The sequence below is a fragment of the Streptomyces sp. YIM 130001 genome, assembly GCF_003574445.1.
In the GTDB taxonomy this organism is placed as follows: domain Bacteria; phylum Actinomycetota; class Actinomycetes; order Streptomycetales; family Streptomycetaceae; genus Streptomyces.
This window is the reverse complement of the sequence record NZ_KZ984558.1, coordinates 197,393-219,284: the sequence shown is the minus strand read 5'-3', so window position 1 is coordinate 219,284 and position 21,892 is coordinate 197,393. Positions and strand designations below refer to the sequence as shown.

Here is a 21,892-nt window from a genome sequence, read left to right as displayed (position 1 = left end):
CGGAGACCCGAAAATGCCGACCCGCCGCACCGCCCTCCTCACCGCCGCAGCCGGGGCCCTCGCCGTCGCCGCACCCGTCCACTCCGCCTTGGGAAGCGAAGGAGGGTCCAGCCGGAAGTCCCCCCGCAGGAAGGGGAGTCGCGGCGTGCGGCTCGAACTGACCGCTCCTGGCGGCCGGCACCCCGTGGGTACGGTCTCGGCGCATCTGGTGGACCGGGCTCGCCGCGATCCGTGGATGCCCGACCGCCCGCAGCGGGAGTTGATGGTGGACGTGCGCTATCCGGCACGGGCGGTGCACGGCCACCCGCGGGCCGCGCAGATGCAGCCGGGCGCGGCAGCGGGCTTCGCCGAGCTCAACAACCTGGCCGATGTGCCTGCGGACCGTGTGGACTGGGCGGCGACACTCACCCACGCACACGAACAGGCTCCGGTCCACGCCGGGACGGAGTCGCTGCCGGTGGTGCTCTACTCCCCCGGCGTCATGGACCCCCGCACGTACGGAACGACGACGGCGGACGATCTGGCCTCGCGCGGTTTCCTGGTGGTCGTGGTGGACCACACGTACGACGCCTCGGCGGTGGAGTTTCCGGGCGGCCGGGTCGAACGCACCTGCCTGCTGGCGGAGTTCGAGGCCACGGGCGGCGACGAGGAGCGCGTACGGGCCCTGCTGAAGAAGACCCTCGGGGTACGGGTCGCGGACCTCCGCTTCGTCCTCGATGCCCTGCGCTCCGCCCTGCCTCCGCAGCTGCGTCGAGTCGCCGACTTCTCACGGGTGGGTGCCTACGGCCAGTCCGCGGGCGGGTTCGCCGCGCTGCAGTGGATGCACGACGACCGGCGGGTGCGGGCTGCGGCCGACCTCGACGGCGTACTCGCCTTCGTACAGGAGGACGCACAGCCGGGGCACTACGCGAGTGTGGCCCTGGACGGCGTGGACCGGCCGTTCCTGCTCTACGGCAAGGACGGCCACAGTCCGGACACCGTGCCGTCCTGGGGCGAGCTGGTCCGCCACAGCACGGGACCGCACCGCAGCAAGGAGCTGCGGGGCGCCGCGCACGGCAGCTTCACCGATTCGCAGGTGCTGATCCCCCAACTCGCCGACGCACTCGACCTGCCGGGGGATGTGGTCAAGTCGCTCATCGGAACGGTCGACCCCGTGGCGTCCGTGGCGGCTCAACGGACCGCACTGGCAAGCCTCTTCAACGGTTCGCTCGCCGGCTGAGTCGGGCGGCCGCCCCTGCTCCGGTGCAACGGCAGCACGCGGAGGCGGAAGGTGCGCCCGGGCAGGGGTCGATACGGAACCCTATCGACTACGGGCATGTTCCAAATGAATTTGCCAGAACTTCCCCCAGTTCTCCGCACGTTGCGTAACGTCCCGATTACCGGCACGCGGCCGAGCGTGCCCGGCGCCGGAGTGGGGAGGGGAGTTTTCGGGTGCCCGGAATCGACGCGTGCCTGGTGCAGGCGATGGATGTGCCCGGCGCACTGGGGGCGTCCATCGTGGACTGGACCAGCGGTCTGGCTCTCGGTGCGGCCGGCGAGAGCCCCGGTGGCGACGGGGAGGCAACTGCCGCCGAAACGGCGGAACTTGCGCGCATGGCCGCCGAGTACCGGTCCTTCACGGCGGAGTCGCCCGGAGCCCCGCCCCCGTCCGGTGATGCGGGCGCTGACGACACCAAGGCGCCGAAAGGGTTGCCGGTCGAGGACTTGATCGTCACCACGCGCTCCGCATACCACTTGATGCGGTTCGTGGAGACCAGCTTCGACAGCTGCGTCTTTCTGCACCTCTGGCTCGATCGCGAGACCGGCAACCTGGCGCTGGCCCGACTGCGGATGGCCGATCTCGCCGACCGCCTGGTACTCGGATGACTTCGGCAGCAGGCGCGGTGTCCCCGATGCTCGCCCGGCTCGCCGACGAGGGCGCGACCGGAGTCCTCGTACGCGACCACGGCGTCCTCTATCTGGCCGACGGGCAGGTGGTGCACGCCGAGAGCCCGGCCGCCCCCGGGATCGACGTGCTCCTCACGGCCGGCGGCCGGCTCGCCCGCACCGGCTGGGACGAGGCGGTGCAGCAGGCCGGGGCGCGTCGCGAGGTCGGCCGGTTCCTCGTCGACAGCGGTCAACTGGCCGACGGCGAACTGGAGATCTGCCATCTGGGCGCGCTGCACGACGCCGCCTACTTCACCCTCGCCCCGGCGAGCGGGCCCACACGTTTCCGGTACGGCGTGGCCCACTGGCTCGGCCGGGTCCGGCCGGTGGCGGCGACGGACGTCGCCCGTGAGGCGCGGCGCCGCAGGGAGCTGCTCGACGCCGTGTGGCCGTACCCCGAGATCGACTCCGCGCCGGTTCGGCCCGCGGCCCTGCCCGATGCGCCCGTGGCCGCTCCGCGCCAGCGTGCGCTCCTCGCTCTCGCCGACGGGGAACGCACACCCACCGTGATCGCCCGGCTGCTCGGCCGCCCGGCCTTTCACACCCTTCTCGACGTGCGGCGGATGGCCGCCGCGGGACTCGTCGAGACGCCGTCCGCACCCGTGGCGGAGCCGACCGCACAGCTGCCCGGCTGGGTCGCGGCGTTCCCCGACGACCCGGACGTCGCCCTGTTACGCCGGCTCCGCGACGCATTGGAGGCACACCTGTGACCCATCGGCCGACCCGCCGGGCCCCGCGCGATCCGTCATGAGGCGCGCGCTGCGGCTGCGCGCCGAGAGGAGACAGCTCATGACCGCCGAGGCCGACGTGCTCGGCGAACTGCAACGCCTTCGGGCTCGCGTCCCGCAGCTCACCGGCGGACTCGCGGCCAGTACCGACGGCCTGGTGATCGCCTCGGACAGCGGGGAGGCGGAGGGGGTCGCCGCCCTCACGGCTGCCGCACTCGGTGTGGCGCTGCGGCTGACCGAAGCCACCGGCCGCGGCGACTTCCGCGAGCTCCTCGTGCGAGGCGAGCACGGCTATGTCGCCAGTTACGCCGCAGGCCGCTCGGCAGTCCTGACCCTGCTCGCCGACGAACGCATCAATGTCGGTCGGCTGCACCTCGAGGCCCGGCGCTCCGGCGCCCGGATCGGTGAGCTGCTCGACACCGCCCTCGATCGACCCCAGGAGGCGTGATCGCTGCCCGCCGCACCCGCACACCACAGTCCGTACCCGCACAGAGCACCACGAGCAGCACACCCGACGAACGGAAGGAACGCGCACCAGCCATGTCCAACACCGAAACCGCACTCAAGGAAGCCGTCGCCATCGAGGGTGCCGTCGGCGCCGCACTCGTCGACTACACCAGCGGGATGGCGCTCGGCACGATCGGGGGAGGCAAGGACTTCGACCTGACCGTCGCCGCGGCGGGGAACACCGATGTGGTGCGGGCCAAGGTCCGTACGATGGAGCACCTCGGCCTCCAGGACGAGATCGAGGACATCCTGATCACGCTCGGCAGCCAGTACCACCTCATCCGACTGCTCAAGAACCGCAGCGGTGCCGGGCTCTTCCTGTACCTCGCGCTGCAGAAGGACCGGGCGAACCTCGCGATGGCCCGCCATCAGCTCAAGCGCATCGAGGACAGCCTGGAGGTCTGAGCGACAGTTCGGCGCACATACACGCTTCGGCGCTCCGGCCGAGGGCGCAAGTGCCGCACCCCGACGGCGCGTTCGGCGCCTCGAGCGGGCCGGCCCGGGACATCCGGGCCGGCCCGCTCGCGTGTTTGCGAGGACGACCGAAGGCCCGTCCGCACGCGTCTTCGGCGGGCCTGAACTCGTGCGTCCAGCGCCTTCACAGGGGCCGCGCGCCCTTGTTCAGGGGTGGAACGCCGGGGATCAATTCCATCTCTATGGGGTTCAACTCCTTGACGCGTCGTTCACCTGAGGTTTTGCTTTCAGCCACACCGGTCTCCACAGGAGAGTGATCACGCCAGGAAAGGCGCAAAGAATGAAGTGCAAGAGACGGTCCACCACCGTGGCCGTAACCGGTGTGCTGGCCCTCTCCCTCGCCGCCTGCAGCGGCTCCGTACTCCCCTCGGACGACGAGCCCTCGCGGTCGGCGGCAGGGAAGGCGGTGCGCATCGGCCTGCTGTTGCCCGAGAAGGAAGCCACTCGCTACGAGAAGTTCGACCGGCCGATCATCGAGAAGCGGGTCAAGAAGCTCACCGACGGGCGCGGCGAGGTGGTGTACGCGAACGCGGGTGCGGACGCCGCCCGGCAGCGCGCCCAGATCACCAGCATGATCTCGCAGAAGGTGGACGCGCTGATCCTTGACTCGGTCGACGCCAAGTCCGTCGCCGGGTCGGTCAAGAAGGCCAAGGCCGCCGGTATCCACGTGATCGCCTACGACCGGCTCGCCGAGGGCCCGGTCGACGGGTACGTGACGTTCGACAACGAGTTCGTCGGGGAACTGCAGGGCCGGGAACTACTGAAGGCGCTCGACGGCGGCGGAAGCAAGAAGGACAAGATCGTCGTCATCAACGGCGCACCGACCGACCCGAACGCTGCCGTGTTCAAACGCGGTGCGCTCTCCGTGCTCAACAGCACCGTGCAGGTCGCCAAGTCGTACGACACCCAGGGCTGGAGTCCGGCGCGCGCCCGGGCCCACATGTCGGAGGCGATCAAGGCGCTCGGCGCGGACGAGATAGCCGGTGTGTACTCGGCGAACGACGGAATGGCGGGGGGTGCCATCTCGGCGCTGAAGTCCGCGGGTCTCACCGAGCTGCCGCCGGTCACCGGTCAGGACGCGGAGCTGCCGGCGGTCCAGCGCATCGTCTCCGGCGAGCAGTACATGACCGTGTACAAGCCGTATCCGAAGCAGGCGGAGGCGGCGGCCGAGATGGCCGTGTCGATCGCGCAGAACCGCATGATCGCCTTCGAGGCGTTTGCGGGAGAGACCACGGACAGCGAGTCCGAGGAGAACATCCCGACGCATCTCGTGCAGGTCCGTGCGCTCACGCAGGAGACCATCAAGTCCACGGTGATCAAGGACGGCATCTACAAGGTGCGGGACATCTGCAAGGGCGAGTTCAAGGCTGACTGCGCGGCGATCGGTCTGGACTGACCGGCCTGGCGGCAGGCGCGCGAGGCTCGTACGCCGCTGCTCCGCGCCGTGTGGGCACGCTCTGCGGATGACGAGCGAGGCCGGATGACGAGCGAGGCCGAGGGGCGGGCCGGGCGTTGCCCACTGGAGGCGGGGGTCCGGGGCCGTCCCTCGGCCGGTGCTTACTGGTGGATCAAGCGGTACGGGGTGGTGCGCAGACGGGCGCGATCAGTGCGGTTCAGGTGCTCGTTCGGGCCGGCCGCGAGTGGGGGCGGCCTTGGCGGCAGCTTCCCGCTCGCGTGCGAGCTGCTGCTCGCGCCGTCCTTCTTCCCTGAGCCCGGCGTCACCGAGTGCGATTCCGTCCGATTCCTTTTTCATGCCCCGCAGCCGTTGCGCCTTGGCCAGGGCGAGGTCTCGGTGATTGGTCACGGTGCCCTCCATGCCTTCACATGTTCGGCGGAACGACCGCCTCAACAACCACCATGAAGGGCTGTCCTCGCATCGCGCAAGAGATACAGGGGGAAGTCCCGAATAATCGCCTCGACCTGCACAATCACGACAGCCGGCGCCTGATGATCAGTGCGTGTAGGTGCCACTGGATCGCGCGGCTCCGTGCGCTCGATCGATGTCCTCGCCAAGGCCCTCGAGCTGCTCTCACCGCGTCCAGATGACGGGCCCCGCTGCTCGGAACGGATCCGTAGAACGTCCACTCGCCCGTCGTCGCTGCGGGTGACGCCCTCCGCCCGGCGACGGAGGACCGGCGAGCGGAAGGGGCAGCCTCGGTCGGCGCGGCGTCCTCGTCCAACACCTCGCGCATTTCGCCTGCTTGGCCACGACTCCGGTCCCACCCGCCGGTCACCCGGGCTGCACGGCCGGTCCGTTGCCGGCAATGCGGTGCTGCTCGGCTTCTCGACGGCCGATGGTCATTACGACACCATGGCGGCGAGTCGTACGTGCTCCGCGGGACACCACATGCTCCAGAGACTGGACGAGGCAGGTGCTCATGCAACTGGGAGATTCACTCAATCTGGCCCGTCTCGCAGAAACGGCGCGAGAACGGCTCGGCGACTACGAGTCGGTCGTGTACGAGGAGCAGGTGTACCGGTCGGGGCAGCTGCACGAGCGGGCCGTGCACCTCGGCGCCGGACTCACGGCGCTCGGCCTGGAGCCGGGGGACAGGGTGGTCGTCCTGATGGCCAACTGCCCCGAGGTGACCGTCACTTATCAGGCGGTGTGGCGGGCCGGTGGTGTGGTGACTCCGGTGATGTTCCTGGTCGGGCCGGACGAACTGGGGCACATTCTCGCCGATTCGGCCGCCCGCATCGTCGTGACCAGCCGCGAGTTGCTGAACACGCTCGCCTGGGCCGCGCCCGCCGCGGCCGCGCTGCGGCATGTGGTGGTGGCGGACGAGCTGGACGGCGAGGTACCGCAGCTGCCTGGGTCGGTCCGGCTGACGACGCTCGCGCAGGTCGAGGCCGCCGCCCCTGCGGCGTTGCGGCCGCGGGCCGACGACGATCTCGCCGCGCTCCTCTACACCGGGGGCACGACGGGGCGGGCCAAGGGCGTGATGCTCAGTCACCGCAACCTTCAGGCCTGCGCGAGGAGCGGGCACGCCGCCGCGCGCGCCGAGGGTGTCACCGATGGCCTGACCCGCACGCTGATGCCGCTGCCGCTCTCGCATGCGTACGGACTGATCGTCACCTTGATCGGCTGGCATGCCGTGGAGCCCCAACTGGCGGTACTGCAACGCTGGTTCGATCCGGCGCAGTGGGTGGAACTGGCACAGCGGTATCGGGTGCAGCGGACGACTCTGGTGCCGAGCATGATGCAGATGCTCCTCGCCCAACCGCTCGAGGAGGCCGACCTGTCGGAGTTGCGGTACGTGACGAGCGGGGCGGCCCCGTTGCCGCCGGAGACGCGGGCGGCCTGGGAGGAGCGGGTGCCCGGCTGCCGCATCATGGAGGGCTATGGCTGTACGGAGTCGGGGTCGGTGATCGCGACCACGCGGCCGGGGCGGGAACGGCCGGGATCGGTGGGCGAGCCACTGCCCGACTTCGAGGTCGAGATCCGTGACGACGAGGGACTCGCGGTGCCGGCCGGCGTCGCGGGCGAGATCTGTGTGCGGTCGGCAGGTGTGATGCGCGGGTACTGGAAGTCGCCGGACCTGACCGCGCGGACCGTGCGGGACGAGTGGCTGTACACCGGCGACATCGGGCGCCTCGACGCCGACGGGTTCCTGTACGTGCTGGACCGCAAGAAGGATCTGATCCTGCGCGGCGGGTTCAACGTCTACCCGCGGGACGTCGAGGACGTGCTGCTCGCGCATCCCGACGTGGCGTCCGCGGGGGTGGTGGGCAGGCCTGACGTACGGCTCGGCGAGGAAGTGGTGGCGTACGTGACCCTGCGGCCGGAGGCCTCGGTCGGTCCGCGGGAGTTGATCGAGCACTGTCGCGGGCGGCTCGCCGCGCACAAGTACCCGCGGCAGGTCGAGGTGTTGGAGCAGCTGCCACTGACACGTGTGGGCAAGCTGGACCGCACGTCACTGCGAGACCTGGCGCGTGCACCGCGGGAGGCGGCGGAGTCCGGCTGAACAGGCGTGCGTGCAGGCGGAGTTGGTCGCCCGCAGGGCCCGCCGTACGGGCGGTCTCAGTTCAGGTCGGCGCCTGCTGTCGCACCGTCCGCGGTGAGCGCGGTGACCAGGTCGTCCAGGTTCTGCGCGTACAGGTCGAAGGTGTCGGCGCTGGTCGGCGGGTCGCCAACCGGCCGCCGTACATAAGCCGTTCGCATGCCGAGTGCCTGGGCTGCGCGCAGATCCCAGGCGTGGGCCGCGACCATGAGTACGCGCTCCGGCGGGCGGCCGACGGCGTCGAGTGCGAGCCGGTAGACCTCCGGCGCCGGCTTGTACGCCCGGGCATCTTGCGCGGACAGGGCGAGGTGCCAGCTCAGTCCTGCGTGGGCATTGAGCCGGAGCAGGGTGGAGCGGGCGGCGTTGGACAGCCCCAGGACGGGGAATGCCCGTGCCAGACGGACGAGTCCGGCGGCCGAGTCCGGCCAGGGGTCGAGGCGTTGGGCCGCGCAGGCGAGCCGCTCGACGACGTCCGGGTCGGTGACGTCGGCGCGGCCGGTGACGTGCCGGGCCGCCTCGCGGTCGATGAACTCGCTGTCGGCGTAGGGCCGTTCGCCCGAGGCGATGCGCTGCTGCTCACGCTCGACGTACTCCTGCCACCGGGTCAGCAGCCGGTCCAGGCGCTCGTCGTCGGCCGTGGGCAGTGCCTCGTGGAGCGCGGTGCGCAGCCCGCCGGGCTCGTCGACCATCGTGCCCAGGATGTCGAGGACGACCGCTTCGATCCCACCCACCGTTGCCATCGTGGCTCCCCACTCCGTCCGTTCAGCCGCCTCCGGCTGTAGTCGGACCTTATACGGGGGCTGCGGCGCACGATGTCGGGGCCGCCGCGTGACAGCGGGCGGCACGTCCGCGCCGCGGATGCTCCGGCATCACGTCGGGCGCGGACGTACGCCCGGTGGTCAGGTCGAGACCGGTTCGCCGTCGGCCTCGGTACCGCTTCCGTCGGTGGTGTCGTCGTGGGCGGGGCCGGTGCGCTGCCCGACGAGTGCCTTGCGGTCCTCCGCGGTCGTGGGCTCTCCCGGGCCGTCCGCGTCGTTCGTGGCGTCAGCACCGTTGCCGTCGTCGGTGCGCTTGCCGGCTTCCTCGTCGGGGACGAACACGTCCTTGCCGTCGAGTACGCGGGCCGCCTTGCCGCGGTCGAGGGCGCCTTCCCAACGGGAGACCACGAAGACAGCCACGCAGTTGCCCAGCAGGTTGGTGGCCACCCGCATCGCGTCCATGATGCGGTCGACACCGAGGAGCAGGGCGACCGCTCCGGCGGGGATCACTCCGAGTGCGGCCGCGGTCGCCGACAGGGCGAGGAACGCCGAACCGGGCACCCCCGCCATGCCCTTGCTGGTGAGCATGAGGACGAGCACGACCGTGATCTGTTGGCCCAGAGTGAGATCGACGCCGACGGCCTGGGCGATGAACAGGGTGCCGATGGAGAGGTAGATGGAGGCCCCGTCCAGGTTGAACGAGTAGCCCGTCGGCAGGACCAGCCCCACCGAGTCGTCCCGGCAGCCCGCGTGGCGCAGCTTCTGCATCATCCGCGGCATGACGGCCTCGCTGGACGCGGTGCCGAGAGCGAGCAGCATCTCCTCGCGGGTGTAGCGCACGAACTTCCACAGGCTCAGGCCGGTGATCGCCTTCAGCGCGGCGGCGAGGAAGAGCAGGAAGATCAGCGCCACTCCGTAACAGACGGCGATGAGCTTGCCGTACGTGGACAGGGCGCCGAGGCCGTACTCCCCCACGAGGTGGGCGGTGGCGCCGAACACGGCGATGGGGGCGAGCTTCATGATGAAGCCGACGATCGCGAAGATGACGTTCTGCACCTGCTCGATGGCCGGCAGGATCGCGGGGACCTTGGTGTGTCCGAGGTGCAGCAGTGCGGCGCCCACCAGGCAGGCCAGTACGAGGACCTGGAGCAGGGAGTTCTCGGCGAAGGCACCGACGGCGCTCTCCGGCAGTGAGTGCAGGATGAACTCGCTCGTCGACGGCAGCTCACCGCCGCCCGTCTTCTCGTCCACGGCGGAGGCGTCGAGCGAGGCCGGGTCGACGTTCATGCCGGTGCCCGGACTGACCAGGTTGCCGGCGACCAGACCGACCACGAGGGCCACGGTGGTGGCGACCTCGAACCAGACGAGTGCCTTGAGCCCGATGCGGCCGAACGCTTTGAGGTCGCCTGCCTTGGCGATGCCGAACACGACGACACAGAACACCAGTGGTGCGATGACGGCCTTGATCAGACGGATGAACCCGTCCCCCAAGGGCTGGGCCGCGACGCCCACTTGAGGCCACAGCCTGCCGACCAGGACGCCGAGGATCAGGGCCAGTGCGACCTGGGCGAACAGGGACGTACGCAACGATCGGGCCACGCGTCGGGCGAACGACGGTGAGGCAGCGTTCTGCACGGCACTCCTTCAACTGAGCTTCTGCGATGCGGAAACAACCTTCCGCACAGCGCACTATGGGGGAGGCTCAGTGCTCTTGAGAAGACCCAAAAATCCGCTGCCTGAAAATTTGGACCTTGCTCCAAGTGCCGCTGTCCCGACGAGGTCGGGGCAGCGGCCCGGCCGCCCGGATCAACCGGCGTCGGCCGGCTCCGTCTCCCGCTGCCGCCGCACCTTCGGAGCGATCACCGAAGCGGTCGCGAGTGCTCCCCCGATGAAGGCGGTGGCGACGACCCAGGGGCGGTCGAGAACGTGGCACGTCGCGTGGTCGAGTGAGTAGCGTCCGGCTCCCGTCACCCCGATGGCCGCCGCGGCGAAGCCGAGGAACGCCGGGTACTCGAAGCCGCCGGACTGGGCGAAGAACCCGGCCGGGGCGTGCACCGCGACTGCTCCCGCCATCGTTCCGGCAGCGGCCGCGCCGGCCGCGGGTGTGGCGAGGCCGAGAGCGAGGAGCGCTCCCCCGCCTGCCTCGCCCAGCCCGGCCGCGACGGCACTGCGCCGGCCCGGTGTGAAACCCATGGCCTCCATGCCCTTCGCGGTCTCCTGCAGTCCGCCTCCCCCGAACCAGCCGAAGAGCTTCTGCGTGCCGTGCGCCGCCAGTACGGCACCGGTGCCGACCCGGAGTGCGAGCAGCCCGATGTCACGTCGGTTGAGGCAGGTCATGAGGGTCTCCCGGTGCCACGGCGGGGCGGGGTGCGCCGCCTGTGTCCTCCACTCTCCTCGCGAGGGCCCGGACGGCTCAGTAGTAGTGCTCCGGACGGGTCACGAAGGGCCGAGACGGCTCGCCGACGGTCGGGCTGCCCGATACGACCGGGCGGGCGCAAGGTGGGAAACGTCACCGTCCAGAGTCTGGGCATCCGGTCCGCGGGGCGCATGCTGCGGGTAGTGATGGGCAACAGCCGGGCGGGGCCGCCCCGTCCCCGACGGCGGCGCAGGACGCATGGCCCGGTGCAGCCCAGCCGCAGAGCTCACGTCGTACCCGGGCCGACAGAAAGGAACCCGCATGTTCCGCAAGGTGCTCGTCGCAAACCGCGGAGAGATCGCTATCCGGGCGTTCCGCGCCGGATATGAACTGGGCGCTCGAACGGTCGCCGTCTTCCCGCACGAGGACCGGGGCTCGCTGCACCGGATGAAGGCCGACGAGGCCTACGAGATCGGTGAGCCGGGGCATCCCGTGCGGGCGTATCTCTCGGTCGACGAGATCGTGCGTGCGGCCCAGCGAGCGGGCGCCGACGCGATCTACCCGGGGTACGGCTTCCTGTCCGAGAACCCGGAGCTGGCGCGAGCCTGCGAACGGTCCGGGATCACCTTCGTCGGGCCGAGCGCGGACACCCTCGAGCTGACAGGCAACAAGGCCAGTGCGGTGGCCGCGGCACGGGCCGCAGGCGTTCCGGTGCTCGGCTCGTCGGCGCCGTCCACCGACGTGGACGAGCTGGTGCAGGCGGCGGACGAACTGGGATTCCCGGTGTTCGTGAAGGCGGTGGCGGGCGGCGGCGGTCGCGGGATGCGGCGCGTGGAGGACCCGGCGACGCTGCGCGAGTCGATCGAGGCCGCGGCGCGCGAGGCCGAGTCCGCGTTCGGCGATCCGACGGTGTTCCTGGAGAAGGCCGTGGTCGAGCCGCGGCACATCGAGGTGCAGATCCTGGCGGACGGTACGGGCGAGGTCATCCATCTCTTCGAGCGGGACTGTTCGCTGCAGCGCCGGCACCAGAAGGTCATCGAGCTCGCTCCCGCACCGCATCTGGACCCGGAGCTCAGGGAGCGGATCTGCGGGGACGCGGTCAAGTTCGCCCGGCAGATCGGCTACCGCAACGCGGGCACCGTGGAGTTCCTCCTCGACCCCGAGGGCAACCACGTCTTCATCGAGATGAATCCGCGCATCCAGGTCGAGCACACGGTGACGGAGGAGGTCACCGATGTCGACCTGGTCCAGTCGCAGCTGCGTATCGCAGGCGGCGCGACCCTGGCGGACCTGGGTCTTTCGCAGGACACCGTCCAGTTGCACGGCGCCGCTCTGCAGTGCCGCATCACCACCGAGGACCCCGCGAACGGCTTCCGCCCCGACACCGGGATGATCAGCGCCTACCGTTCGCCCGGCGGCTCGGGCATCCGTCTGGACGGTGGCACGACGCACGCCGGAACCGAGATCAGCGCCCATTTCGACTCCATGCTGGTGAAGTTGACCTGCCGGGGGCGGGACTTCGAGACCGCGGTCGGGCGGGCGCGGCGCGCGGTCGCGGAGTTCCGTATCCGTGGCGTGTCGACCAACATCCCGTTCCTGCAAGCCGTGTTGGACGATTCCGACTTCCAGGCGGGCCGGGTCACCACCTCGTTCATCGAGCAGCGTCCGCAGCTGCTCACCGCCCGGCACTCGGCCGACCGCGGTTCGAAGCTGCTGACGTATCTGGCCGATGTCACGGTCAACAAGCCGAACGGTGAGCGTCCCGAGCTGATCGACGCGACGACGAAGCTGCCCCGACTCCCCGACGGTGCACCGCCGGTGGGGTCGAAGCAGAAGCTGACCCAGCTCGGTCCCGAGGGTTTCGCCGAGTGGCTGCGGGACTCCCCCACCATCGGCGTCACCGACACCACCTTCCGTGACGCGCACCAGTCGCTGCTTGCCACCCGAGTCCGTACGAAGGACCTGCTTGCGGTGGCGCCCACGGTGGCCCGGACCCTGCCGGAGCTGCTGTCCCTCGAGTGCTGGGGCGGAGCCACCTACGACGTGGCGCTGCGTTTCCTGGCCGAGGACCCGTGGGACCGGCTGGCCCAACTCCGGGCGGCCGTACCGAACATCTGCCTGCAGATGCTGCTGCGGGGGCGCAACACGGTTGGCTACACGCCGTATCCGACGGAGGTGACAGGGGCGTTCGTCCAGGAGGCGACCGCGACCGGTATCGACATCTTCCGGATCTTCGACGCGTTGAACGACGTGAGCCAGATGCGGCCCGCGATCGACGCGGTCCGCGAGACGGGCAGTGCGGTCGCCGAGGTGGCCCTGTGCTACACCTCCGACCTGTCCGACCCGTCGGAGAAGCTCTACACGCTCGACTACTACCTGCGGCTCGCGGAGCAGATCGTCGACGCCGGCGCCCATGTGCTCGCGGTGAAGGACATGGCGGGCCTGCTGCGCGCACCCGCCGCGGCGAAGCTGGTGTCGGCACTGCGCAGGGAGTTCGACCTGCCGGTGCACATCCACACGCACGACACGGCGGGCGGTCAACTGGCCACGTATCTGGCAGCGGTTCAGGCGGGTGCGGACGCGGTGGACGGCGCGGTCGCGTCGATGGCCGGCACCACCTCGCAGCCGTCCCTGTCGGCGCTGGTGGCGGCCACCGACCACTCGGAGCGGCCCACGGGTCTCGATCTGCAGGCGGTCGGCGACCTGGAGCCGTACTGGGAGAGCGTGCGCAAGATCTACGCACCGTTCGAGGCGGGGCTGGCCGCACCGACCGGGCGGGTGTACCACCACGAGATTCCGGGCGGTCAGCTGTCTAATCTGCGGACGCAGGCCATCGCGCTCGGTCTCGGTGACCGCTTCGAGGACATCGAGGCGATGTACGCGGCCGCCGACCGGATTCTCGGGCACCTGGTGAAGGTCACTCCGTCGTCGAAGGTGGTCGGCGATCTCGCGCTGCATCTGGTGGGTGCCGGGGTGGCACCGGAGGACTTCGAGGCGGAGCCGGACACCTTCGACCTGCCGGATTCCGTGATCGGCTTCCTGCACGGCGAGTTGGGCACGCCTCCCGGCGGCTGGCCCGAGCCGTTCCGTACGAAGGCGCTGCAGGGCAGGGACGGCCCGAAGCCGATGAGTGAGCTGTCGGCGGAGGACCGCGAGGGCCTCGACAAGGACCCGCGGGGCACCTTGAACCGGCTGCTGTTCCCGGGCCCGACCAAGGAGTTCGAGAACCACCGCCAGACGTACGGCGACACGGGCGTCCTGGAGAGCAAGGACTTCTTCTACGGCATCAGGCCCGGCAAGGAGTACACCGTCGATCTGGAGCCGGGTGTGCGGCTGCTGATCGAGCTGGAGGCGATCGGCGAGGCGGACGAGCGCGGCGTGCGCACGGTGATGTCGACGCTGAACGGGCAGATGCGCCCGATCCAGGTGCGCGACCTGTCGGTGGCCTCCGACGTACCCGTGACGGAGAAGGCGGACCGGTCCAACTCGGGCCATGTCGCTGCCCCGTTCGCGGGTGTGGTGACACTGACGGCCGCCGAGGGTGACGAGGTCGAGGCCGGTGCCACGGTGGCGACGATCGAGGCGATGAAGATGGAGGCGTCGATCACCGCTCCGCGGGCCGGCCGGGTCTCACGCTTGGCGATCAACGCCATCCAGCAGGTGGAGGGCGGAGATCTGCTGGTCGAACTGGCCTGAGGTACGGTCTCCGGCGCGAAACCGTCAGGGCGGTACGGGAAGAGTAACTCCCGTACCGCCCTTGCGTGTTGAGGGCCGGCCTCCCGCCCGCTCCGAGCGACCCCCTGGGTGAAAGATGGTGAAAGGTTTCAAGGTGGACTGACAGAAACTAGGCGCAGGACAGGCCCGGGTCAACCCCCAGAGTCACGTCCATCTTCAACTGACCTGTATCGCCTATTGATTCGGACGCACCCCCTTGACGCACCGCGCCGACCGCTCTAGCTTCACCACTTCATGAAACGATTCAACATCGAGTCGTAATCGGAGCCGTGTAGTGATCAGCAGAAGACGACTGCTCAGCACCAGCGCCGCCACCGCACTGGGTGCCGCCCTCTCCGCGGGAGCGGTACCGGGCGCCCGTGCCGCCGGACGGCCGGCCGCGGCCGGAGCCGCTTCGGCAGGCCGCATCACCACCCCCACCGTGGAGTACGTGCCGAACGCACTCGGCCTCGACGTGCCGCACCCCAGGCTGAGTTGGCCGGTCGACGCCGCGGCGGGCCGCACCCAGAGCGCGTACCGGATCAAGGTGGCCACCACCGAGAAACTCCTCGCCGAACCCGATGTGTGGGACAGCGGGAAGGTCAGCTCCGCCGACTCGGTCCTGGTGCCCTACGCCGGCCCGGACCTCGCCTCACGTACGCGCTACTACTGGACCGTGCGCAGCTGGGACGGCGAAGGGACCGCCTCCGCCTGGAGCGAACCGTCGTGGTGGGAGACCGGCCTGCGGGACGCCGACGACTGGACCGCGCAATGGATCGCGGCACCCGAGGCCCTCGCCTCGGCCCCCTCGCTCGAGGAGTCGGCCTGGATCTGGTTCCCGGAGGGCGATCCGGCCACCAGCGCCCCCGAGGGCACCCGGTACTTCCGCGCCCACTTCGAGGCCCCCGCCGGGGTGATCAGCGCCCGACTCGTCAGCACGGCCGACAACGGCCACACCGCGTATGTCAACGGCACCGAAGTGGCCACGGTCGAGGCCGACGACGCAGGGGAGAACTGGCGTCAGCCGGCCGTCACGGATGTCACCGCCCAACTCCGCGAGGGCACAGGGGTATTGGCGTTCGCCGCCGTCAACGCCACCGAAGGACCCGCCGGCCTGCTGGCCGTGCTGGAACTGACGACGGCCGACGGCGTCCGGACCGTGGCCACCGACGACACCTGGCGCAGTGCCGCCGACAAGCCCGCCGACGGCTGGCAGTCCCCCGACTTCGACGACTCGGCCTGGGAGGCCGCCGAGATCGCCGCCGCGTGGGGCGCGGACCCGTGGGGCAAGGTCGCGGTCGCGCAGGCGCCCGCACCGCAACTGCGCCACGAGTTCCGTCTCGGCCGCGGCAGGATCCGCGGCGCCCGCCTGTACGCAACCGCCCTCGGCGTGTACGACGCACACGTCAACGGCCACCGGGTCGGCGAGGACCGCCTCGCGCCCGGCTGGACGGACTACGACAAGCGCGTCCAGTATCAGACCTACGACGTGACGAAGCTGCTGCGCCCTGGCGACAACGCGATCGGAGTCACTCTGTCGACGGGCTGGTACGCCGGGAACGTAGGCATGTTCGGCCCGCACCAGTACGGTGAAATCCCCGCGCTTCTCGCCCAGTTGGAAGTGACGTACGCGGACGGCTCCACCGAGCGCGTGGTGTCCGGCGCCGACTGGCGCGCCGGGACGGGGCCGGTCACGTCGGCGGACCTGCTGTCCGGCGAGGACTACGATGCGCGCCTCGAGACGCCGGGCTGGACGCGGCCCGGCTTCGACGACGGGAAGTGGCAGCGCGCCGTCCAGGTCGACGAGGTCAACGCACAGGTCGTCGCCGCCGTCGACGGCGCCACCCGGGTGGCGGGCGAGGTCCGGGCCGAGAAGCTCACCGAGCCTCAACCCGGCGTATATGTCTACGATTTGGGCCAGAACATGGTCGGTGCGGTGCGCCTGAAGGTGTCGGGCAAGGCAGGCACCACGGTCACCCTGCGGCACGCGGAGGTACTGAATCCCGACGGGACGCTGTACACCGCGAATCTGCGCACCGCCCGCGCCACCGACACGTACACGCTCAAGGGCGGCGGCACCGAGACGTACGAGCCGCGCTTCACGTTCCACGGCTTCCGCTACGTCGAGATCACGGGCCTTGCCCGGAAGCCGGCGGCGGATGCCGTGGTGGGGCGGGTGCTGCACACCGACGCGCCGTTCACCATGGAGTTCACCACCGACGTCCCGATGCTCAACCAGCTGCACAGCAACATCACTTGGGGCCAGCGCGGCAATTTCCTGTCCGTGCCCACCGACACCCCGGCCCGCGACGAACGCCTCGGCTGGACCGGTGACATCAATGTGTTCGCGCCCACGGCCGCGTACACCATGGAGTCGGCCCGGTTCCTCACCAAGTGGCTGCAGGACCTGCGGGACGATCAGCTCGAGGACGGTTCGCTGCCGGACGTGGCGCCGCTGGTCGGTAACGTCGGTAACGGCGCGGCGGGTTGGGGCGACGCAGGCGTGACCGTCCCGTGGGCGCTCTACCAGGCCTACGGCGACATCCGCGTCCTCGAGGAGTCCTGGGCGTCGATGGTCAAGTGGCTGGAGTACCTCGAGGCGCACAGCGACGGGCTGCTGCGTCCCGACGCGGGCTACGGCGACTGGCTCAACATCGAGGACGAGACACCCAAGGACGTGATCGCCACCGCCTACTTCGCGCACAGCGCGGACCTGGTGGCCCGGATCGCCGAAGTCCTGGACAGGGACCCGGCGCCGTACCGTGATCTCTTCGAGCGGGTGCGTGCCGCCTTCCGCAAGGCCTATGTGGCGTCGGGCCGGGTCGAGGGCGACACCCAGACCGCGTACGTGCTGAGCTTGTCGATGGATCTGCTCGCCGACGACGAGCGGGGCCCCGCCGCCGACCGCCTGGTCGAGTTGATCAAGTCGAAGGACTGGCATCTGTCGACGGGATTCCTCGGCACCCCGCGGCTGCTGCCCGTCCTCACCGACACCGGCCACACCGACGTCGCCTACCGGCTGTTGACGCAGCGCACGTTCCCGAGCTGGGGTTACCAGATCGAGCAGGGCGCCACCACGATGTGGGAACGCTGGGACTCGATTCGGCCGGACGGCAGCTTCCAGGACGCCGGCATGAACTCCTTCAACCACTACGCGTACGGCTCGGTCGGCGAGTGGATGTACGCGCACATCGCGGGCATCGCACCCGGCAGCCCGGGCTTTCGCAAGGTGGTCGTCCGGCCCCGGCCGGGCGGCGGGGTGACGGAGGCGAGCGGCACGTACCGCTCGCTGTACGGCCCGATCAGTACGCGGTGGAAGGCGGCGTCGGACAGCTTCCGGCTGACGGTGTCACTGCCCGCGCACACCAGTGGTGAGGTCTGGGTCCCGGCGAAGAAGGGAGCGGACGTCTCGCACGGGGACGCGGAATTCCTGCGCCGGGAGGCCGGCTGCGCGGTCTTCTCGGTCGGCGCGGGGCGGCACCGCTTCAGCGTGTGAACCGCGCGGGGGCCGGCGGACCGCGTCCGCCCGCCCCCGCGCACCACCGTGTTGTTCAGCCGGCCGGTTTCGCCGCGGTCTCCCAGGTCTCGGGCGCCCAGATCCCGGAGCGGTGCAGCGACTGCGGGCAGTGCAGGTAGATCTCGTCGATCTCGACGACGACGGCGATATCGGGCCGCTTGCCCTTGACCGTCATCGCGTCGAAGAACGGTGCGTCGGTGAGGATGCGGGCGCGGCCGTTGACCCGGATCACCTCCCGGGCGCCCGGGATCAGGTAGAGCAGGCCGACGTGCGGATTGACCAGGATGTTGTGCAGGCTGTCGCCGCGCCGGTTGCCGGGGCGGTCCGGCAGCGCGAGGGTCCCGGCGTCGAGTATCTGCGTGAACCCGGGTACGTCGCCGCGCGGCGAGACGTCGCAGTTGCCTTCGGCGTCGGCGGTGGACAGTGCGCAGAACGAGGATCTGGCGAGCAGACCGCGGTCCTGCTCGGTGAGGCGGTCGTGCACCTTGTCGATGACGATCGGGTGCGGTGTGCCGAGAATGTCCCTCAGCTCCTCCGCGGATCGCAGTTCGGTGGTCCCGGCGAGGACGGAAGCGGGTCCGGCCGGGGCGGCGGCGTCCGTGTGGGCGTGAAGCAACGTTTCTCCGTAGCTGGGGGACGCGGACAGGGAGCGTCCGGCAGGCACTGTTAGCCTTACCTTACTTGGGCCCGCGGCCGTGTCGGCTGCGGGAGTGCAGGTACTTTTGCCGACTGTCCGCGGCAAGCCGCACCGGACGCAGATACGAGGATGTAGAGACAGTGCGCAACCGCTGGCCCGGTCCACGGGCGGCAGGGTCGTGACGGCACCTGCGGCTGAGGCCCTCCCCCGCGAGCGGGGGCCCAGGCGCCGCGCCCGCAGCAGGCCCGTACTCGCTCTCGGGCTGCTGGTCGTCGGGGCCGTCCTGCTGCTCGCAGTGCTGGCCAGCCTGGCGATCGGTTCGGGTCCGGTCTCGCTCGCCGATGTGACGCAGGGCGTCTTCGATCCGCAGCCCGGCGACCAGGGGCAGCTGATCATCCAGGAGGTGCGGATCCCCCGCACCGTCGCCGGGCTGCTCGCCGGTGTGGCCCTCGGCCTCGGCGGCACCGTGATGCAAGGAGTGGCACGCAATCCGCTCGCCGACCCGACGCTGCTCGGCATCAATCAGGGCGCTTCGCTCGCGGTCGTCGTCGCGATCAGCGCCCTCGGTCTGACCTCGCCCTCGCAGTACATCTGGTTCGGCTTCCTCGGCGCGCTGCTCGCTTCGCTCCTGGTGTACGGCGTGGGTTCACTCGGCCGCGAGGGCGCGACTCCAGTCAAGCTGGCACTCGCGGGCGCGGCGACCGGCGCGGTGCTCGGCTCGTTCACCAGCGCGATGCTGCTCAACGACCGGGAGGGCTACGACCAGTTCCGGTTCTGGCAGGTCGGTTCGCTGGACGCGCGCGAGGCGGAAGTGCTGTGGCAGGCCGCACCGTTCATCGCGGTCGGCGTCGTGCTCGCGCTGGCCCTGTGCCCGCAGCTCAACGCCCTGTCCCTGGGTGACGATCTGGCCCGCGGGCTCGGGCAGCGGGTCGGCCGGGCACGGCTCGTGTCGGCGCTGGTCGTCGTGCTGCTGTGCGGGGCGGCGACCGTCGTCGCGGGGCCGATCGGCTTCGTCGGACTCGCCGTTCCCCATGTCGCCCGGCTCATCACCGGCCCCGACTACCGCTGGGTCCTGCCGTACAGCATGCTGCTGGCGCCGATCGTGCTGCTGCTCGCGGACATCCTGGGCCGGGTGATCGCACGGCCGGGCGAGGTGCAGGTCGGTGTGATCACGGCCGCGGTGGGCTGCATTCCGTTCATCTGGCTGGTGCGGCGTCGGAAGATGGTGGAACTGTGACCGCACCGGTGATCGACGGCGGACCGGCCGAGCGCCGGGCCCGTACCGAGGCCGCGATCCAGGAGGTGTCGCGGGCGCGGCACGCCGGACGGCGGCGCTGGGTGGTGGTGAGCGCGGGGCTCGCGCTGTGCGCCCTGGCGGTGTTCTGTGTGTCGCTCAGCGTCGGCGACATGGTGGTGCCCCTCGCGGATGTGGTGGCGACGCTGTCCGGCGACGGTCCTGGCGGCGCCGAGTTCGTGATCATGGAGCTGCGGCTCCCGCGGGCGCTGCTCGCGGTACTGATCGGCATGGCTTTCGGGACCGCGGGCGCGGTCTTCCAGACGTTGCTGCGCAATCCGCTGGCCAGTCCGGACATCATCGGCATCAGCGCCGGTGCGAGTGCCGGCGCCGCGATCGGCTCGCTCGGCTTCCAGCTCAGTGGTCTCGCTCTGTCGATGACCGCCCTCGCGGGCGCGATGATCGCGGGCATCGCGATCTACCTGCTGGCGTGGCGCAACGGCGTGGTCGGACAGCGGCTCGTCCTGGTGGGTCTCGGGGTGGCGGCCGGTCTGGTCAGCCTGGTGTCGTACTTGATGACGCGGGCGGAGGTGACCGATGCGCAGCAGCTCCTCGGCTGGTTGAAGGGCAGCCTCAACGGCCGTTCCTGGGACCAGTTGTGGCCTCTGGTCATCGGCCTGTCCGTGCTCGGGCCGCTGACCGTCCTGGCGGCCCGGCTGCTGCCGGCGCTGCAGCTCGGCGACGACACCGCCGCGGGGCTCGGCACCCGGGTCGAGCCGAGCCGCCTCGCCCTGCTCGCCTGCGCCACCGCGCTCGCGGGTGTGGCCACGGCGGCGGCGGGCCCGGTGGACTTCGTGGCGCTGCTGTCCGCACCCATCGCGCGGCGCCTCGTGCCGGGCCGGCCGGCGCTGCTGCCCGCGGCCCTGACCGGGGCCGTGATGGTCCTGACCGCCGATCTCGTCGCGCAGCACCTGCTGCCGTCCACGCAGCTTCCCGTTGGTGTGGTGACGAGCATCATCGGTGCGCCCTATCTGCTGTTCCTGCTGGCCCGGGCCAATCGCGTGGGACGGGGAGGCTGAGGTGGCCGCCATGAAGGATTCCAGGACATCGCCGGACGGCGAGCTGCGGCGTACGGTCGCGGGCGGGCGCCCGCGACCGGCGAAGGAGACGGCGGCCCGGTCCGGGCCGGCGACGACGCGAGAGGGCGACTCGGTGCAGGACGGACACACGCTCGAGGCCCGTGGTGTGAGCCTCGGCTACGGCGAGCGCGACATCGTCAAGGATCTCGACGTCACCGTCCCGCGCGGCCGCATCAGCGTCATCGTCGGTCCCAACGCCTGCGGCAAGTCGACCCTGCTGCGGGCGATGGCCCGGCTGCTGGCGCCCACCGCAGGTCAGGTGCTGCTCGACGGCCGCGACATCCAGCACACGCCGACCAAGGAGGTCGCCGCGCTGCTCGGGATCCTGCCGCAGAGCCCGATCGCTCCGGAGGGCATCACCGTCTCCGATCTGGTGGGCCGGGGCCGCTATCCGCACCAGGGCTGGTTCCGGCGATGGACGGCCGAGGACGACGCCGCGGTCGCGGAGGCGTTGCTGGCCACCGATGTCCTCGACCTCGCCGACCGGCCGGTGGACGAGCTGTCCGGCGGCCAGCGGCAGCGGGTGTGGATCGCGATGGCCCTGTCCCAGCGCACGGACATCCTGCTCCTGGACGAGCCCACGACGTTCCTCGACGTCAGTCATCAGCTGGACGTACTGGACCTGTTGACGGATCTGAACCGGGAGCGGGGGGTGACGCTGGTCGCGGTGCTGCACGACCTGAACCTGGCCTGCCGGTACGCGGACCATCTGATCGCGATGAAGGACGGGCAGATCGTCGCCGAGGGCGATCCGACGGAGATCGTCGACGAGGAGCTGGTCGGCGAGGTGTTCGGGATGCGCTGCAAGGTGATCGACGATCCTGCCTCGGCCACACCCGTGGTGGTTCCGCTGGGGCGGCACCACGTGGCACCGCAACAGTAAGGCTAGGCTAACCTGACC

At 70.5% G+C, this 21,892-nt stretch carries 17 protein-coding genes; 12 read left to right on the top strand and 5 right to left on the bottom strand.

The annotated features are described in order from the left end of the window. Positions 1–145: 145 nt before the first annotated feature. The 6 genes from DSC45_RS20830 to DSC45_RS20805 all read left to right on the top strand — a co-directional run bounded on the left by DSC45_RS20830 (position 146) and on the right by DSC45_RS20805 (position 5,031). Positions 146–1,219, top strand: coding sequence for an alpha/beta hydrolase (locus DSC45_RS20830; RefSeq protein WP_162929286.1), 1,074 nt, complete (start codon positions 146–148; stop codon positions 1,217–1,219). A gap of 212 nt (positions 1,220–1,431) precedes the next feature. Continuing rightward, positions 1,432–1,866: a hypothetical protein gene (locus DSC45_RS20825; protein ID WP_119293156.1), complete on the top strand. Its 435-nt coding sequence runs from the start codon at positions 1,432–1,434 to the stop codon at positions 1,864–1,866. Beyond that, entirely contained in the window at positions 1,863–2,636 is a 774-nt protein-coding gene (locus DSC45_RS20820; protein WP_119293154.1) for a transcriptional regulator, read from the top strand. Before DSC45_RS20825 ends, DSC45_RS20820 begins: the two co-directional genes overlap by 4 nt. Before the next feature lie 37 nt (positions 2,637–2,673). Next, positions 2,674–3,102, top strand: coding sequence for a roadblock/LC7 domain-containing protein (locus DSC45_RS20815; protein WP_119293152.1), 429 nt, complete (start codon positions 2,674–2,676; stop codon positions 3,100–3,102). Positions 3,103–3,194: 92 nt separating this feature from the next. Next, positions 3,195–3,566 carry a hypothetical protein gene (locus DSC45_RS20810; RefSeq protein ID WP_119293150.1) on the top strand — a complete coding sequence of 124 codons (372 nt, stop codon included), beginning with the start codon at positions 3,195–3,197 and terminating at the stop codon, positions 3,564–3,566. Positions 3,567–3,915: 349 nt separating this feature from the next. Next, complete coding sequence (locus tag DSC45_RS20805; protein WP_119293149.1) at positions 3,916–5,031, top strand: sugar ABC transporter substrate-binding protein; 1,116 nt, start codon at positions 3,916–3,918, stop codon at positions 5,029–5,031. A 207-nt stretch (positions 5,032–5,238) separates the two neighbouring features. Here DSC45_RS20805 and DSC45_RS20800 read toward each other — a convergent pair whose 3' ends face one another. Then, on the bottom strand, positions 5,239–5,451 hold the full coding sequence (locus DSC45_RS20800; protein ID WP_119293147.1) for a hypothetical protein: 213 nt from the start codon (positions 5,449–5,451) through the stop codon (positions 5,239–5,241). A 562-nt stretch (positions 5,452–6,013) separates the two neighbouring features. Here DSC45_RS20800 and DSC45_RS20795 point away from each other — a divergent pair. Next, entirely contained in the window at positions 6,014–7,600 is a 1,587-nt protein-coding gene (locus DSC45_RS20795) for a class I adenylate-forming enzyme family protein (protein ID WP_119293301.1), read from the top strand. A 56-nt stretch (positions 7,601–7,656) separates the two neighbouring features. On the opposite strand, the gene DSC45_RS20790 is transcribed toward DSC45_RS20795, so the two are convergent. The 3 genes from DSC45_RS20790 to DSC45_RS20780 form a co-directional block, all read right to left on the bottom strand. Beyond that, positions 7,657–8,376 carry a haloacid dehalogenase type II gene (locus DSC45_RS20790; RefSeq protein WP_119293145.1) on the bottom strand — a complete coding sequence of 240 codons (720 nt, stop codon included), beginning with the start codon at positions 8,374–8,376 and terminating at the stop codon, positions 7,657–7,659. A gap of 159 nt (positions 8,377–8,535) precedes the next feature. Continuing rightward, positions 8,536–10,029, bottom strand: a complete 1,494-nt coding sequence (locus tag DSC45_RS20785; protein WP_119293143.1) for a cation:dicarboxylate symporter family transporter — start codon at positions 10,027–10,029, stop codon at positions 8,536–8,538. Between the two features lie 171 nt (positions 10,030–10,200). Then, a complete protein-coding gene (locus DSC45_RS20780; RefSeq protein WP_119293141.1) occupies positions 10,201–10,731 on the bottom strand; it encodes a DoxX family protein in 531 nt (176 codons plus the stop codon). Positions 10,732–11,071: 340 nt separating this feature from the next. On the opposite strand from DSC45_RS20780, the gene DSC45_RS20775 reads away from it, so the two are divergent. Together DSC45_RS20775 and DSC45_RS20770 are read left to right on the top strand one after the other, a co-directional pair. Further along, a complete protein-coding gene (locus DSC45_RS20775; protein WP_119293139.1) occupies positions 11,072–14,446 on the top strand; it encodes a pyruvate carboxylase in 3,375 nt (1,124 codons plus the stop codon). 313 nt (positions 14,447–14,759) lie between these two features. Beyond that, positions 14,760–17,960, top strand: a complete 3,201-nt coding sequence (locus DSC45_RS20770; RefSeq protein ID WP_119293137.1) for an alpha-L-rhamnosidase — start codon at positions 14,760–14,762, stop codon at positions 17,958–17,960. A gap of 55 nt (positions 17,961–18,015) precedes the next feature. Here DSC45_RS20770 and DSC45_RS20765 read toward each other — a convergent pair whose 3' ends face one another. Continuing rightward, positions 18,016–18,597 carry an MSMEG_1061 family FMN-dependent PPOX-type flavoprotein gene (locus DSC45_RS20765; RefSeq protein WP_205571382.1) on the bottom strand — a complete coding sequence of 194 codons (582 nt, stop codon included), beginning with the start codon at positions 18,595–18,597 and terminating at the stop codon, positions 18,016–18,018. A gap of 199 nt (positions 18,598–18,796) precedes the next feature. Here DSC45_RS20765 and DSC45_RS20760 point away from each other — a divergent pair, with 199 nt between their 5' ends. From DSC45_RS20760 to DSC45_RS20750, 3 genes are read left to right on the top strand one after another with little or no spacing between them, the layout of a single operon-like run. Continuing rightward, a complete protein-coding gene (locus DSC45_RS20760; RefSeq protein WP_119293133.1) occupies positions 18,797–19,855 on the top strand; it encodes a FecCD family ABC transporter permease in 1,059 nt (352 codons plus the stop codon). Further along, a complete protein-coding gene (locus DSC45_RS20755; protein WP_119293132.1) occupies positions 19,852–20,931 on the top strand; it encodes a FecCD family ABC transporter permease in 1,080 nt (359 codons plus the stop codon). The genes DSC45_RS20760 and DSC45_RS20755 overlap by 4 nt, the downstream gene beginning before the upstream one ends. 10 nt (positions 20,932–20,941) lie before the next feature. Then, positions 20,942–21,874: an ABC transporter ATP-binding protein gene (locus DSC45_RS20750; protein ID WP_119293299.1), complete on the top strand. Its 933-nt coding sequence runs from the start codon at positions 20,942–20,944 to the stop codon at positions 21,872–21,874. Positions 21,875–21,892: the final 18 nt, after the last annotated feature.

Excerpts from the sequence above, each read along its gene's own strand:
- DSC45_RS20820 (WP_119293154.1), top strand. The coding sequence starts at position 1,863 with ATGACTTCGGCAGCAGGCGCGGTGTCCCCGATGCTCGCCCGGCTCGCC.
- DSC45_RS20815 (WP_119293152.1), top strand. The coding sequence starts at position 2,674 with ATGAGGCGCGCGCTGCGGCTGCGCGCCGAGAGGAGACAGCTCATGACC.
- DSC45_RS20810 (WP_119293150.1), top strand. The coding sequence starts at position 3,195 with ATGTCCAACACCGAAACCGCACTCAAGGAAGCCGTCGCCATCGAGGGT.
- DSC45_RS20805 (WP_119293149.1), top strand. The coding sequence starts at position 3,916 with ATGAAGTGCAAGAGACGGTCCACCACCGTGGCCGTAACCGGTGTGCTG.
- DSC45_RS20800 (WP_119293147.1), bottom strand. The coding sequence starts at position 5,451 with ATGGAGGGCACCGTGACCAATCACCGAGACCTCGCCCTGGCCAAGGCG.
- DSC45_RS20795 (WP_119293301.1), top strand. The coding sequence starts at position 6,014 with ATGCAACTGGGAGATTCACTCAATCTGGCCCGTCTCGCAGAAACGGCG.
- DSC45_RS20790 (WP_119293145.1), bottom strand. The coding sequence starts at position 8,376 with ATGGCAACGGTGGGTGGGATCGAAGCGGTCGTCCTCGACATCCTGGGC.
- DSC45_RS20780 (WP_119293141.1), bottom strand. The coding sequence starts at position 10,731 with ATGACCTGCCTCAACCGACGTGACATCGGGCTGCTCGCACTCCGGGTC.
- DSC45_RS20775 (WP_119293139.1), top strand. The coding sequence starts at position 11,072 with ATGTTCCGCAAGGTGCTCGTCGCAAACCGCGGAGAGATCGCTATCCGG.
- DSC45_RS20750 (WP_119293299.1), top strand. The coding sequence starts at position 20,942 with ATGAAGGATTCCAGGACATCGCCGGACGGCGAGCTGCGGCGTACGGTC.